The following is a 14,008-nucleotide window of genomic DNA, read 5'->3' as shown; positions in this document are numbered from 1 at the left end:
TCTAAGTGTTTCATTGTATTAATTTCTTGTGAAGCTTTTCACATAAAGCTTCAATATCGTTTTTTCTTACCAGCTCATTCACCCATTCTTCCGGAATATTTTCAAAACCATAATAAATGCCTGCAATTCCTCCGGTTATGGCTCCGGTTGTATCTGTATCTTCTCCTAAATTCACAGCTTTTAAAACAGCCTCAGCATAGCTTTCCGAGTTCAGGAAGCACCATAAGGAAGCTTCCAGACTGTGAAGAACATAACCTCCTGAACTTATTGTATCCGCATCATATTTTGAAATATCATTCTTTAAAATCCTTTCAAAAAGCCGTATCTCATTTGGGTTAAAACCCTGAATATCTGCAAATTTTAAGACTAATTCCTGAGTATGTTTATAGGCTTCCCGTTTATCTTTTCCTTTGATTAATTCAATTGCAAAAATCACATAGATAAAACATGCAAAAACAGAACGAAAATGTCCGTGAGTAATTGAAGAAACTTCTTTTACCGTTTGATATAATGTATCAATATTTTCTTCGTTTTTAAGATAAAAGGCAAGAGGAAGAATTCTCATCAAAGAGCCATTCCCATTATCTTCTTCAAAAATATTTCCTGAAAACCTTGCGCTTTCACCTTTAATTAGCCTCGCAATAGAATGACGGGTTGTTCCACCAATATCGAAAAGCCTTCCATGAGCAGTCCAATGTCCGTATTTGTTCCATTTGACAAAACTTTCTCCTATCTTTTCCAGATCATAGCCTTTCGTTAGTTCTTCTGCCAGACAAAGCGTTAATGAGCTGTCATCACTCCATGTTCCTTTCGGTTGATTCCAAGAACCAAACTCCTGCATTTTTACAACCGGAAAATTTTTCAAGGTTTCTCTGCTCTTGAATTCCACAGGGACACCCAGCGCATCTCCGATACACACTCCAAAAATTCCTGCTTTTACCACATTTTCCATTATGCCAGGTCTATTAATTTATCAAACAGCAGCCGCATTCCCCGGGTTGCAGATTCTTTCATGACTACAGCTCTTTTCCCGTAACCAAATCCTGTTTCGTTGGGATTGATCACTACTAACAGGCAGTCATCTTTGATTTCATGGATCAATCCGGCTGCCGGATATACCTGCAGAGAGGTTCCGATAACGACCAGAATATCCGCTTCTTTTACCTTTTCCTGTGCTTCTTTATATAATGGAACATCCTCGCCGAACCATACGATAAAAGGTCTCAGCTGAGCGCCATCCTCTGCTTTATCACCAATCCGGATGTCTCCTTTCTGCTCATAAATCAGGTTTTTATTGTTGCATGAGCAGGATTTGAACAATTCGCCGTGAATGTGAAGGATATTGGTGGATCCAGCTCTTTCATGAAGATCATCTATATTTTGAGTGATGATCTGAACATCAAAATGTTTTTCCAGTTCGGCTAACAATTTGTGGGCTTCATTAGGCTGTACCTCGTGAAGCTGTCTTCTTCTCTGATTATAGAACTCGAGTACCAATTCCCTGTCTTTTCTCCATCCTTCCGGACTTGCTACGTCTGTTATATTATGGTTTTCCCAGAGACCATCCCCGTCTCTGAAGGTTTTTATTCCGCTTTCGGCACTGATTCCGGCACCGCTTAATATGGTTAGTTTTTTCATTGTTTATTTATAATCTCATTATAATGAAAATCTTTATAAGGATTATCAATTGCAATCTCTTCACAATCATCACAAACGGTGATTATTGAATTAGCATATTTAACATATTCCTCATCGTTCTTGGGATAAACATTTATTAATGATTTAACTTCTTTATTATTAAAAATGTATAAGCTATTTTCTTTGATGCAAAATGCTTCTCTGAATGCCAAAATAAATTCTTTTATTTTAGATTCATTTATAGAACTTTTATAAAAAATATAATAAGATTCATGAAAAGCATTCATTCGATGTTCAAGTATATCAAACTTAAAAGTATTTACATCATATTTTAATTTTCGTTTTGTTTTTTTAATCAATTTAAAATCTAATTTAAAATTAGAAGGAAAAACTTCATAAAACCTCATATCCATATCTTTGAAGAGTCCATAAAAGGATTCTTTAATTATTTCTGGTGTATTAATTCCAAAATAAATTCCTGTGATTGCAGATGGATGAAATTTTTTCATTCCATACTTATCAAAAATCAGCCTTATTTCTTCTTCATGTCTCCAAGCCGATTTTTTAGTAGCAAACATTTTTTTAATAAATCCCTCTTGTAAGTTTGTAAGGTCATCAATACTTAAAGTTGGAATATTATCTTTATAATCAATTTCGAATTTATATTGAAAATCAAAATTTTGACCTTTATCAATTAATTTCTCTAAATCATACTCTATACAATATCCTGAATAAGAGCCTGCATAATAAGCCCATAATTGCTCATTCAAAAAATCTTTACTTAAACAATAAACTCCAATTTTTTCCTTAAAATTTAAAACCTCTTTAAATTGATTTTCGAAATTATTTAATTCTTTATATGGAAATAATTCTTTCAAAAGATTTATAATTTGAGATATTTCTTCATTAAAATAAATGTCAAATGGATCATTCAACATACTATAATTGGATGAGTAAAAAGAATTATTTTTAATTGTTTCAAAATCTCTTTTAAAAACATTCTCTTCTATTGATCTATATTTATAAACTTTCATAGAGTTAATTTTATTAAGTAAGTTCTTCGAACAATTTTATCATTTCCTGCTTTTTAGTCAAAACTGCAAAAACCACTCTTTTAAATTTGTTCTTAAACTTTCCGTGTAAGTGTTTTTTGAAAAGCTTTACAAGATCTTTTGGATCATTTCTGAAAACTCCACAGCCCCATGCTCCTAGAATCAAAGTTTCATTTCCCTGGTTCAAAGCAAGGGCAAGCATTTTCTCCATTCTGATATCCATAGCGCCATATATTTCACCCTCTCTTTCCGGTTCCTGTCTTTTTACAACGCCAGCATTCACTGCCGGAGATGTTATGAAATTACACAAAACAGGTTTTGATAATAATTCTCCTTTGTCTTTTCTAAAAACCGGAACCTTAGGACTGTAAATCATCATATCTGTATAAAAACAGGATTCCATATCTCTATGAATTTTGTAATAATCCGAAGCTTGAAGCAAAGTTTCATACAGGGCTGAAGTTCTTGCCAGACTTTCTTCCTGTGCTTCAGCTCCGTTGATAAATCCACCGCCTGGATTCTTGGCTGATGCAAAATTCAGGCACATTATTTTCTCCTGGTTTTCTTCTTCGGCTAATTGTAGAATCGCTTTTAAAGAACTGCAATGCCAGACTTCAAATTTTGTTTCAAACTCTTCTTTCGGAAGTTCATTCTTAATCATCTCAGAAAGTTCTTCAGATGAAAATAAAACGGTTCCTTTTTTACAGATTTCCAATTGGCTATTTAAATCTATTCTTTCGTTTTCCTCGTTTATATAATATGTTTTGGCCAGGATCTCTAGTGTATCTTTTGCCATTCCTTTATTGGTCATTGTTAGTTTTTTTAATTTTTAACATTAAGTTTTCAATTTCGTGGCTGTCTGTTTTTTCAAATTTATTTCCTATATATATTTTTATCACCTCAATCTCTCCCACAATTGCATCATTAAAATCATCCAATTCTTCAGACGGAACCCACAATTCATTGTGATTTCTGGCCCCAACATTCTGTGCCGGATACTTATTGACTGTTTCTTCCTTTACATTAAACTTTGTGACAAAACCCAGATAATTCCCGGCTTCATCCCTTGTGTTCCATTTTTCAGCAATTTCTGAAGCGTAGCTTTCGTCCAGGACGGGATAAAAAATAGGCTGCCATTCCAGTCTTGGCGGAAATTTTTTGTAGCCGTTTTCTGCAATCAGGATCATTTCTTTTTCGCCTACCGGTCTGTATAATGTTTTCGTGTTCATGGTTTTTAATGTATCGGCTCTATCAAATATAAGCCATTATTTGATTAAAAAATTGGTTTAAAATCTTTTGAATATGGGGAATATGAACCGTAAATCCTGTTGAATTCCTGTTTTATATTTTCTGGTTTAAACTGTTCATCGATCTGGTCCAGGCAAGTTATAACCAGGTTCTTTTTAGTCTCGGTTACATAAGCTCCATCCAAAATAAGGGCATAGTTCAGTAAATCATAATCCAGATCACCCAACCTGAGGTCTTTCTGATACTCATTAAAAATACAGGTTTCCTCTTCATTATTTTTCAGTTTCAATTCCTTCTCATTGCTCATCCAGCCGCTTCCGTGACGGGTGGAGTATATACGGGTCACATAATACATTTCAATGTCTTCTATTTTCAGCAGCCTGCAGATTTCGTATGCATTTTTAGAGGTGGTATTGGCATAGGTCACATTGGGAAATACGCCATGGTCCATATCCAGAAGAATACCCTGGCTTCCTTCAAAAATGAGGTTTTCGAATTTGTTCAGATACTTATAGTCACTTATTTTCCAGTCAATTTTATCTACTGCGTGCAGAAAATCATTCACAGCTTCTTCTACCTGTTCTTTATCCATGAAACCATAGTAATAGGCGATTCCCCTCAATTTCTCGATCAGCATTGCTCTTGGTGCTATTAAATCGGCAGCAAACAGTTTATAAGGGCTTTCGTGTCTTTTCATAGTGGCACCAATGCCTTTTCCGCAGGTTCCGTGCTCCAGGTTTTTGGTACTGGTTCTGTTTTGCCAGACATCAAACGGAGTGGTCACTTTAGCTAAAGGATGAATATGCAGCTCTGCGTTTCCATTTTTTTGCATTAATTCCTTTCTTTCATTTAGAAGAAAAACAGGATGAATGGTACAATGTTCCGTAAAATAAGACGGCAATCCCCGAAGTGCCCCGCTTCCAAAGCTGGAGTGAACATGTTTTTTATCATCGATCATTACCGTATGCGCCGCCTGCTGTCCTCCTGAAAACCTGATAACTATAGATTCCGGTTGTTGCTGTGCCAGAAAATCCGTTGTGATACCTTTTCCTTCATCACCAAAACCCAGCCCTATTACTATTTGTGCCTTTTTCATGACTTAAAACATTTGAATATGATCAAATCCTGTATTACCTGCTGTTCCTGAACTTTCATTTTTAAAAGTATTGCAAATAATTCCTTTAATAACGTCAGGAATTTGCCTGTGATCAGCTATTGAAAGACAATTCTGACCCAGCAATTCTTTCCAGCCTCTATCTGCTCTCACCGCCTGTTCTGAATGAAGAACGCTGATGTGGTATACTTCATATCTTTTCCTCGCTTCTTCCAGTAATTCATAATGAGTATAAGTGTGCTGTCCTGTTCCCATAATCTCCCTGATCGCTGATGCAGGAAGTCTTTTTAGGCAAGGCTCATCTCCTACTGTAAATAAAATTCCTTTTTGTTTTCTTTTTTCAAAAGCATCGGTTCTGGTATGAAAAGCGGCAAAATACCACGCCAGAAGATAGCTTTCCCCAGCATTTCCACCGCCACCGGATTCAATATACGTTCGGGTAAGCCACATATCCAGCTCTTCATCACCGGATTCAAACTGACCTACCTGTAAAGGAAAGCTGTCACATTCATGATCCCCGATTCCAAGAAATAAAAGTGCAGGATCCGGAACGCCGCCCTGGATAATTCCGCCCATTAATTTCGGAAGGCCTTCTTTTATAAGTTCGTGGGGGATATGTCCCATACTGCCCGTTACATCCAGTCCCAAAATAATGGGAACAGAGTTCGGGTGTACCTCAGAATCTCTGGATTCCCTGAAAGAAATACCTTTTGGGTTCATAGATTCATGAGCTCTCCCCAGTGCATTCTGAGTGAAAATTTCACCTGCGGATTTAAAACCGTAACCTGCTTTTCTTGCTCTGTCAAAACGAGCATCCATATCGTATCTTGTACTTCCCATAACTAAAATGTTTTACCGAATAAATATTCAAATCTCTTTATTGCGATTTCCAGCTGAATACTTAAATTTCTGATTGTTAATGACAATTCTATGTCTTTCTGAACAAATGCCTCCGGCTGAAAATCTGCAAAGGTTAAACTGTTCCTGTCTAAAGGGCTGATATCAATAAGCCCTTCCTGTTCCCTTTCTAGTCTTTTTATTTTAAGCTCGATGTCTTCTACCCTGCGCCTGTAAATCAATTCGGAATCTGCTCCGATGGTACGGGCACGGTCTTCTCTGATCTGGTCATTATTTCTCTGTAATGACTCGATGAATCTTGGTTTCAACTCGTCTTCCATCTTTTTAAATTTATTTTTTGTGTATTTTTTACGCTAAATAAAGCTGACATAGCAATGCCTATTCCTGCAAAGAATTTACTTATTGGAATACATTACATCGGTTCTCAAAACATAATATTTGCGGGTGTAGCTCTGTCTTTTCCATATTGAAATTGTTTTTTCTAATTGCGTTATTATTACACAAATGTAAAACAATATCATTTTATAAAACAAATTTATTTGCGTTAATTTTACACTATTTATTTAATGTACTGATTATCAATATGTAAATTTTATTGTCTTCATGTTAAAATTTGCACAAATGACACAAAGTAACGATTAAACTATAATCAAGTTTAATTCTAATGCGGAAAGTAAAGTAATGAATGAGGAGTTATTTAATTTCGAAATAAAAGCCTTCTTTTTCAAGCTCTTCATATTTTTCCTGATTGAAGGTAAAAAGTTTTCCAGGCCTGCCGCTGCCTTCTTTTTTCACATTATTGGTTTCATTGAGCAAGCCGTAGCTCATGATCTTTTTACGGAAGTTTCTGCGGTCTATTTCACGTCCGATAATGGTTCTGTACAGGTTTTCGAGATCTGAAAAAGGAAATTCTTCATTCAGCAGGTTAAAGCCGATGGGCTGATACTGAAGTTTTGTACGGAGTCTCTTTAACGCAATATCAATTATTGATTGATGGTCAAAAGCAAGTGACGGAAGTTTATTTACACTGAACCATTGGGCATCTTCTGCATCAGAGTCTGCAAAGAGTTCATGATAGGAAGGGTTAACAAGGCCCAGATAAGCCACAGAAACCACCCTGTTTCTCGGATCACGGCCTACGTTGCCAAAAGTAAAGAGTTGTTCCAAAAAATCAGGCTTTATGCCAGCTTCTTCATAAAGTTCCCGCTTCACCGCATCATCCAGGTTTTCATCATCCAGAACCAGCCCGCCGGGAAGCGCCCAGCCTCCTTTGAACGGATCAATTTTTCTTTTGATTAATAGAATCTGAAGGTCCTGCTTATCAAAATACCCGAAAATAACGGCATCAACAGCTACTTTTATATCCTGAATTTTTTTCGAAGATCCCATATTTTAGTTTGCGTTATGAATACACAAAAATACAATTTATAAATGAAACAAATCCTTCCCAAATAAAAAGAAATAAAAACAAGTGGAATCACCATCACGAAACAGTGTTTTTCCTTGCTGATTTCCTGACAGATATACTCAACTTTGGTACAAATAAAATTATACCATCATGAAAACATTATTAAGAGCCTTTATCGTGGTCATTATCATCATAGGAGGAGTTTTGATCATTGTTGTGGGGAAAAAACCTTTCCCTGAACCTGAATGTCTCGTATGCGGGATCAATCTTGTAAGAACACTGGGAATTGCTGAAGTCATTCTCGGTCTCGGAGCACTGGCAATACAGGCAAATCTGACTGAGAAGCAACGTAATTTCTGAAAAATAAAAGACCGGTAAAAATTTACCGGTCTTTTTATATTTAATCGTTTAGTTTCAATACTGCCATGAATGCAGACTGCGGGACTTCTACCCTTCCAATCTGTTTCATTTTCTTTTTACCTTCTTTCTGTTTCTCAAGAAGTTTACGCTTTCTGGATATATCTCCTCCGTAACATTTTGCAGTAACGTCTTTTCTCAAAGCTTTGATGGTTTCCCTTGCAATAACTTTTGTTCCTAATGCAGCCTGAACAGCAATATCAAACTGTTGTCTCGGGATCAGTTCACGAAGTTTTTCACACATTTTTTTCCCGATGTAATAGGCATTACTGTCGTGAATCAGTGAGGAAAGGGCATCTACCATATCTCCGTTGATCAGGATATCCATTTTTACAAGCTTGGAAGCTCTGAATCCGATTGGATGGTAATCGAATGACGCATATCCTTTAGAGATAGATTTTAGCCTATCGTAGAAGTCGAAAACAACTTCTGCCAACGGCATATTGAAAACCAGTTCTACTCTTTCCGAAGTCAAATAGCTTTGATTAACAATTTCTCCTCTCTTTTCAATACATAAAGTCATTACAGCACCTACGAAATCAGATTTTGTAATAATAGAGGCTTTGATAAACGGCTCTTCTACTCTATCCATAATCGTAGGGTCCATCATTTCTGAAGGGTTGTTGATCAGGATCGGGGTTTCAGGATCTCTTTTGGAATATCCGAAATAAGATACGTTGGGTACCGTAGTGATCACGTTCATATTGAATTCTCTGTCAAGACGTTCCTGAACGATTTCCATATGAAGCATTCCAAGGAATCCGCAACGGAACCCGAATCCTAATGCTGCTGAACTTTCCGGTTCAAAGACCAGTGAAGCATCATTCAGTCTTAGTTTTTCAAGAGAGAATCTCAATTCTTCAAAATCTTCTGAATCGATTGGATAAATACCGGCGAATACCATCGGCTTTACCTCTTCAAATCCTTCAATAGGTCCGGATGCAGGTTTTTCAAATGAGGTAATGGTATCTCCTACTTTTACTTCTCTTGCATCTTTAATTCCGGAAACGAGATATCCTACATCTCCGCATCCGATCGTCTTTTTCGGTACCTGCTTCAATTTCAGAGTTCCTACTTCATCAGCTCCGTATTCTTTACCGGTAGCAAAGAATTTAATCTTTTCATTTTTGGAAATACTTCCGTTTACTACCTTGAAATAAGCCTCAATCCCTCTGAACGGGTTGTAAACCGAGTCAAAAACCAAAGCCTGAAGCGGAGCATCCGGGTCTCCTACCGGTGCAGGAATTCTTTCTACAATCTTTTCAAGCAGATCGTGAACCCCTTCTCCTGTTTTCCCTGAAACTCTTAAAACATCATCATAGTCGCAACCGATAAGATTCATAATCTCGTCGGTTACTTCTTCAGGGTTTGCGGATGGAAGGTCTATTTTATTAAGAATTGGAATAATCGTTAAATCGTTTTCCAATGCCAGGTAAAGGTTACTGATGGTTTGCGCCTGAATACTCTGGGCAGCATCTACAATAAGAAGCGCTCCTTCACAGGCGGCAATAGAACGGGAAACTTCGTAAGAAAAATCTACGTGTCCCGGGGTATCGATAAGGTTTAAAATATATTTTTCTCCTTTATACTCATAATCCATCTGGATGGCGTGAGATTTTATGGTGATCCCACGTTCTTTCTCCAAATCCATATCATCCAGGGTCTGAGACTGTAGCTCTCTTTGAGTAACGGTATTGGTATACTCCAAAAGACGGTCTGCCAAAGTACTTTTACCGTGGTCAATATGAGCGATTATGCAAAAATTTCGTATGTTTTTCATTTAAGAACGTTGTAATTTGCAAAGATAAAAAAAAGCGAGACAATTCCTCATTCTTATTTTATCGTGTGAAATTAATTTAAAACATGATTAAAATGATTTAGCTTTTAGGAATTTTTTCTGCTCTCCGCTCTCGACTCTGTCTGACAAATTTTGTCATTTAGGAAATTCTCGGAGCGTTCATTTACCTTTTGAAACAGTTTCTTTTATTTATCTTACTTAGGTTTACCAAAGTTTTCGGGTAAAATATATTCTCCTGTAAGCTTATCAATTCCTATTCTGTAATATGATGCATTCTGTCTGCGGATTTTTGTAGCTGCGACATCTATTACAGCAGCAATTAAACCTCCAATAGCACCTGCAGCACCTGCTCCTACAATAATTGATGTACTGTTATATTGCGGAAAAATTTCTTCCTGAGATGCCATAATGAAAATTCCGTCATTATCTTTTTCAATTTCGATAATACTTACAGGGGTTTTCTTATAAGCAATTCCGTTATCAATAATTGCAAAAACATCTTTACCAAGATTATCATAACCATCGACTCTTTTCACACCTTTAATTACACCCTCTTTATTTTTCTTTACTGCAAATTCTTTATCTGGTTTTTGCTCAGCAAATGATTTATAATCTTTATATACACCATCTGTAAAAGTTTCAGAATTATAAACTGATAACTTTTCGGATATTATTTTTTCATAATTTGCAAGATCGGTTTCAGAAATAGGAATACTGAGCCCGGTTTCAGTGTATGAATCTTTGATAATATTGGCTAATTCTGATGATATTTTAGCCGCTATAGCTCTCGTAATGTACGCATGATCTCTCTGTGGATAATCTTTTGAAATTGTCCTTTTTTTCAAAAAATAATATTGATCATTTTTTTTTAAAAAGGTAGACATTTTCATTTCCAGATGTCCCGAAACTGATTTTTCAGCCGGTATATCATTAACTTTTAAATTTTCCAGCACAAGAAAATATTGAATATTTCCATGTTCCTTATTATCTTCTAAAAACCAATCAGAAAATAATTTTTCTAAATCATCTTTTTCAAATTTTACTTCAAAAGGATCTTTTCTATGAGAAACTATTCCTATGTTTTTATCCTCTCTCCTGTCCAGCAAAGTAAGAGATTTGGCAAAATGATTTTTATCTTTTATACTATTTCTGAGCTCGATAAATTGGCTTTTTTGAGCAAAAACAAAACTAGAAAGTAATAGAAATAATAATTTTTTTTTCATTTGTTTTTTTAAAATTCGTCCGTAAAAATATGAATTAGTTCACAAAAGTAAACAGCACCTGCATCAGTTTTCTCATTATATTTTTTTGTGCAAAATAGCAATTCATAAATATTAAACGGCTCTCACAGAATAAATCTGTAAGAGCCGTCCAACATTAAAAAAATAAACTATTATGGGTTCTGTTTAGGCCTTGCCATACTATTGTACCCGGAATGAGGTTTTCTTTCATTCATTTTATCTCTCATCATTCCTTCAGACTGGAATAGTTTTAATACTTTCTGGCAAGGAATTACCTGCTGCATCTTGTCAGCATATTTCTTCCTGTTATCCAGCAGCTTCTGTCCCACTTCGAAACTCTGCTGAAGTTTTGCTTTGGCCTCCTCATCAGATAAGGTTTCCGGATTAAAATTAGAATTAAACTGGCTTTTTATCTGTTTTTGGTTATCTAAATACTCATTATAAAGCTGAGTAAATTCTGTTTTATCACTGGGATCAATTTCAAGGTTTTCCAGCACCATATTATTCCTGAACTTTTTAAGAAGTTCTTTCCTCTCATCTGGAGAAAGATTGTTTATTACCTCTTTTCTTTGTTTAGGGTCCATTTTTTTCCAGTCGTAATCTGTCGTCTGCCCATTTTGTGCATTCAGACCAAAACCATAAATAATAAAAAGCGTAAATAATATCTTTTTCATCTTTCTTTTAATTATATAAATCTAAATAAACGTCCTGCGTGGAATTGCTTGCCAGTTCTGATATTTCAGAATTGGAAAACGAATCCAGGTATTCATTCATTTTAATTTCCTCTTGTTTCGTGACAGCTTTAACAGGTTCTGGAGTCGTTTTATAGTCAGCTTCCTTCTTAGGGTTGCTTGCAATAGTTTTATTTTCCTGATTTACAACTGTTTGATTATTATTTTCAACAGAAGTTAAATCTGCTTCCAGCGTTTCATAAGCTCGTTCACTTTCTGTTTTAGGCTTCTGGTTATTCTCGACTAATGTTTTTGAATTCAACACATTTTCTGTCGTATCATGATCAGAATTAAAAACATACGTTGATCCAAATATCAAAGCCAGTGATGCCGCAGCGGCATACATCCAATTTAATTTAAAAATCGGTGCCTTTTTATTCGCTTTCACTTCGTTCATTACATTATTCTGGATATTTTCAAATAAATGGTCCGGAACTTTGTAAATGTTTTTTCGTTCTAGTTTTTCTATGTCGAACTCTTTCATCTCTGTTGGTTCAAAAAATTATCTTTCGTAATTTTCTTTAATATATTCTTCTATTTTCTGTTTGGCATAATGATAATTTGTTTTTAGAGTCCCTACAGACATATCTACAATTTTCGATATCTCTTCATAGGGCAGATCATCATAATACCGCATCATAAATACCAGTTTCTGCTTTTCGGGCAGGCTTTGTATAGCATTCTGGAGCAGTACCTGTATTTCTTCGGCATCTCCGTCTGTATTATCGGCTACCAGGTTCTGCATATAATACTCCGGATCTTCATCCGTTTTCTGCATTTTCTTCATCTTATTTACCTGCTGTAATGCTTCGTTGGTAGCAATCCTGTACAACCAGGTATACAGCTGGCTGTCATTTTTAAACTGGTGAAAATTCTGATAGGCCTTAATAAAAGTCTCCTGCAGCGTATCCTGAGCCAAGTCCCCATCCACAATAATCCTTCTGATATGCCAATACAATCTGCTCTGATAAGCATCCATCAAGGCACGTACCCCTTTTTCCTGGGTCCGTGGATTCTGCATCAACGAAATAATTTCCGCGTCCTTAATCTTCATAAGATGCTTTCACTGTTTTGGATTACAAAAATAGCCGAAAGTTAAATTACTTATTCAATTTTCAGTCCAAATATTTAAAATAATATCAGATCATTATACAGTGAGCCTTAAGCATTAGGCTTAGGAAGTATTCACCATAAAACTTCCGGCTCTCTTTTTCTGTCTTCCTTTAAAATCCTATCTTTGTTAGATGCAAATTGTAATTATAGGTTCCGGAAATGTAGCTTACCATCTGGCAAAAGCTTTTAGACTGAAAGACATTCCATTAATGCAGATTTTTGGCAGGAATGGTGAAGAATTAAAGAAAATTTCTGAGGAGCTGGGTATTTCCTATTCTACGGAGCATCTTCAGGATGCCGACCTTTACATCATCTGTGTAAGTGACAATTCTGTGGAAAATGTTTCTCAGATGATCACTAAAAAAAACTGTCTGGTTGCCCATACTTCGGGATCTCTTCCTAAAGAAATTCTAACAGGGGAGTACAGAAAATCAAGCTTTTACCCTTTGCAGACATTTTCAAAATCAAAAGAACTGGATTATGAAAAAATTCCATTCTTTATTGAAGCTGAAGATGACCAGGACCAGCAGCTTCTTATTGACCTGGCTTCCAAGATTTCTGATAATGTGATGGAAAGCAGCTATGAAAAGAGAAAATACATTCACCTGACAGCTGTTTTTGCATGCAATTTTGTGAATCATCTTTTCGCAAGAGCCAAAGAAATCTCGGATTCACAGGAAATTCCGTTTGATTATTTTCTGCCCCTTATCAATGAAACGGTACAGAAAATCTATGAAATAGACCCGAAGGCTGCACAAACCGGACCTGCTGTAAGAAATGATGTAAGGGTTTTGGAGCTACATGAGCAGCTGTTAAAAGACGAAAGTCTCGAAATTTATAAGATAATGAATCATTCTATTCAAAAAATGTATGAGCTATAAAGAGAAATTAAAAGATATTAAGGCGTTTGTATTTGATGTGGACGGAGTTTTTACAGACGGAAGCGTATATCTGCTTCCCGGTGGAAATATGTGCAGGGTAATGAATGTCCTGGACGGTTATGCAGTAGTTAAAGCATTAAAAAACAATTACTTAATAGGGGTAATCACCGGTGGAAACGATGAAATGGTTAAGCACAGGATCAATTACCTGGGAATAGAGGACTACTACCCCAAATCCCACAATAAAATGGCAGATTTTGAAGACTTTAAAAAGAAATACAATCTTAAAAACGAGGAAATTCTGACAATGGGAGATGACCTTCCCGATATTCACATCATGGAAAATTCAGCTATTGCAGCTTGTCCTGAAAATGCTGTTCCTGAAGTGAAAGGAATATCTGACTATATTTCTGAAAAAAAGGGAGGAAGCGGGGCCGTACGTGATGTGATAGAGCAGGTGATGAAGGTTCAGGGGAACTGGCATGACGATAATACCCAATCTGTATAAG

General features: G+C 36.0%; 17 protein-coding genes. 3 read left to right on the top strand and 14 right to left on the bottom strand.

The features are described from left to right. Window positions 1-10: 10 nt before the first annotated feature. The 9 genes from ACM40_RS04440 to ACM40_RS04400 form a co-directional block, all read right to left on the bottom strand. On the bottom strand, window positions 11-952 hold the full coding sequence (locus tag ACM40_RS04440; protein WP_048501578.1) for an ADP-ribosylglycohydrolase family protein: 942 nt from the start codon (window positions 950-952) through the stop codon (window positions 11-13). Further along, window positions 952-1,638, bottom strand: coding sequence for an SIR2 family NAD-dependent protein deacylase (locus tag ACM40_RS04435; protein WP_048501577.1), 687 nt, complete (start codon window positions 1,636-1,638; stop codon window positions 952-954). Before ACM40_RS04435 ends, ACM40_RS04440 begins: the two co-directional genes overlap by 1 nt. Further along, complete coding sequence (locus ACM40_RS04430; RefSeq protein ID WP_048501576.1) at window positions 1,635-2,672, bottom strand: DUF2971 domain-containing protein; 1,038 nt, start codon at window positions 2,670-2,672, stop codon at window positions 1,635-1,637. The genes ACM40_RS04435 and ACM40_RS04430 overlap by 4 nt, the downstream gene beginning before the upstream one ends. Window positions 2,673-2,685: 13 nt before the next feature. Further along, window positions 2,686-3,501: a TIGR02452 family protein gene (locus ACM40_RS04425; RefSeq protein ID WP_048501575.1), complete on the bottom strand. Its 816-nt coding sequence runs from the start codon at window positions 3,499-3,501 to the stop codon at window positions 2,686-2,688. After that, complete coding sequence (locus ACM40_RS04420) at window positions 3,491-3,919, bottom strand: hypothetical protein (protein ID WP_048501574.1); 429 nt, start codon at window positions 3,917-3,919, stop codon at window positions 3,491-3,493. Before ACM40_RS04420 ends, ACM40_RS04425 begins: the two co-directional genes overlap by 11 nt. A 44-nt stretch (window positions 3,920-3,963) precedes the next feature. Beyond that, window positions 3,964-5,034 carry an adenylosuccinate synthetase gene (locus tag ACM40_RS04415; protein ID WP_048501573.1) on the bottom strand — a complete coding sequence of 357 codons (1,071 nt, stop codon included), beginning with the start codon at window positions 5,032-5,034 and terminating at the stop codon, window positions 3,964-3,966. Between the two features lie 3 nt (window positions 5,035-5,037). After that, window positions 5,038-5,892, bottom strand: coding sequence for a hypothetical protein (locus ACM40_RS04410; RefSeq protein ID WP_048501572.1), 855 nt, complete (start codon window positions 5,890-5,892; stop codon window positions 5,038-5,040). A 2-nt stretch (window positions 5,893-5,894) separates the two neighbouring features. After that, window positions 5,895-6,230 carry a hypothetical protein gene (locus ACM40_RS04405; RefSeq protein ID WP_048501571.1) on the bottom strand — a complete coding sequence of 112 codons (336 nt, stop codon included), beginning with the start codon at window positions 6,228-6,230 and terminating at the stop codon, window positions 5,895-5,897. A 373-nt stretch (window positions 6,231-6,603) separates the two neighbouring features. Then, complete coding sequence (locus ACM40_RS04400; RefSeq protein ID WP_048501740.1) at window positions 6,604-7,281, bottom strand: NUDIX hydrolase; 678 nt, start codon at window positions 7,279-7,281, stop codon at window positions 6,604-6,606. A 187-nt stretch (window positions 7,282-7,468) separates the two neighbouring features. Here ACM40_RS04400 and ACM40_RS04395 point away from each other — a divergent pair, with 187 nt between their 5' ends. Continuing rightward, window positions 7,469-7,678, top strand: a complete 210-nt coding sequence (locus tag ACM40_RS04395) for a hypothetical protein (RefSeq protein ID WP_048501570.1) — start codon at window positions 7,469-7,471, stop codon at window positions 7,676-7,678. Between the two features lie 40 nt (window positions 7,679-7,718). Here ACM40_RS04395 and lepA read toward each other — a convergent pair whose 3' ends face one another. From lepA to ACM40_RS04370, 5 genes are all read right to left on the bottom strand, one after another. Next, window positions 7,719-9,515 (bottom strand): translation elongation factor 4, encoded by a 1,797-nt coding sequence (gene lepA, locus ACM40_RS04390; RefSeq protein ID WP_048501569.1) that lies wholly within the window; start codon window positions 9,513-9,515, stop codon window positions 7,719-7,721. A 212-nt stretch (window positions 9,516-9,727) separates the two neighbouring features. Further along, complete coding sequence (locus ACM40_RS04385) at window positions 9,728-10,756, bottom strand: hypothetical protein (protein WP_048501568.1); 1,029 nt, start codon at window positions 10,754-10,756, stop codon at window positions 9,728-9,730. Window positions 10,757-10,926: 170 nt separating this feature from the next. Further along, complete coding sequence (locus tag ACM40_RS04380; RefSeq protein ID WP_048501567.1) at window positions 10,927-11,448, bottom strand: hypothetical protein; 522 nt, start codon at window positions 11,446-11,448, stop codon at window positions 10,927-10,929. A 7-nt stretch (window positions 11,449-11,455) separates the two neighbouring features. Next, window positions 11,456-11,989: a hypothetical protein gene (locus ACM40_RS04375; RefSeq protein ID WP_048501566.1), complete on the bottom strand. Its 534-nt coding sequence runs from the start codon at window positions 11,987-11,989 to the stop codon at window positions 11,456-11,458. A gap of 18 nt (window positions 11,990-12,007) precedes the next feature. Beyond that, on the bottom strand, window positions 12,008-12,559 hold the full coding sequence (locus ACM40_RS04370) for an RNA polymerase sigma factor (protein ID WP_048501565.1): 552 nt from the start codon (window positions 12,557-12,559) through the stop codon (window positions 12,008-12,010). Between the two features lie 190 nt (window positions 12,560-12,749). Here ACM40_RS04370 and ACM40_RS04365 point away from each other — a divergent pair, with 190 nt between their 5' ends. After that, window positions 12,750-13,499 (top strand): Rossmann-like and DUF2520 domain-containing protein, encoded by a 750-nt coding sequence (locus ACM40_RS04365; RefSeq protein ID WP_048501564.1) that lies wholly within the window; start codon window positions 12,750-12,752, stop codon window positions 13,497-13,499. Further along, window positions 13,489-14,007, top strand: a complete 519-nt coding sequence (locus ACM40_RS04360; protein ID WP_048501563.1) for a KdsC family phosphatase — start codon at window positions 13,489-13,491, stop codon at window positions 14,005-14,007. Before ACM40_RS04365 ends, ACM40_RS04360 begins: the two co-directional genes overlap by 11 nt. The last annotated feature ends 1 nt before the right edge of the window (window position 14,008 follow it).

The sequence above is a fragment of the Chryseobacterium sp. BLS98 genome (assembly GCF_001045445.1).
In the GTDB taxonomy this organism is placed as follows: domain Bacteria; phylum Bacteroidota; class Bacteroidia; order Flavobacteriales; family Weeksellaceae; genus Chryseobacterium.
The sequence above is the reverse complement of the archived record's forward strand: the minus strand, read 5'-3'. Positions and strand labels throughout refer to the sequence as shown.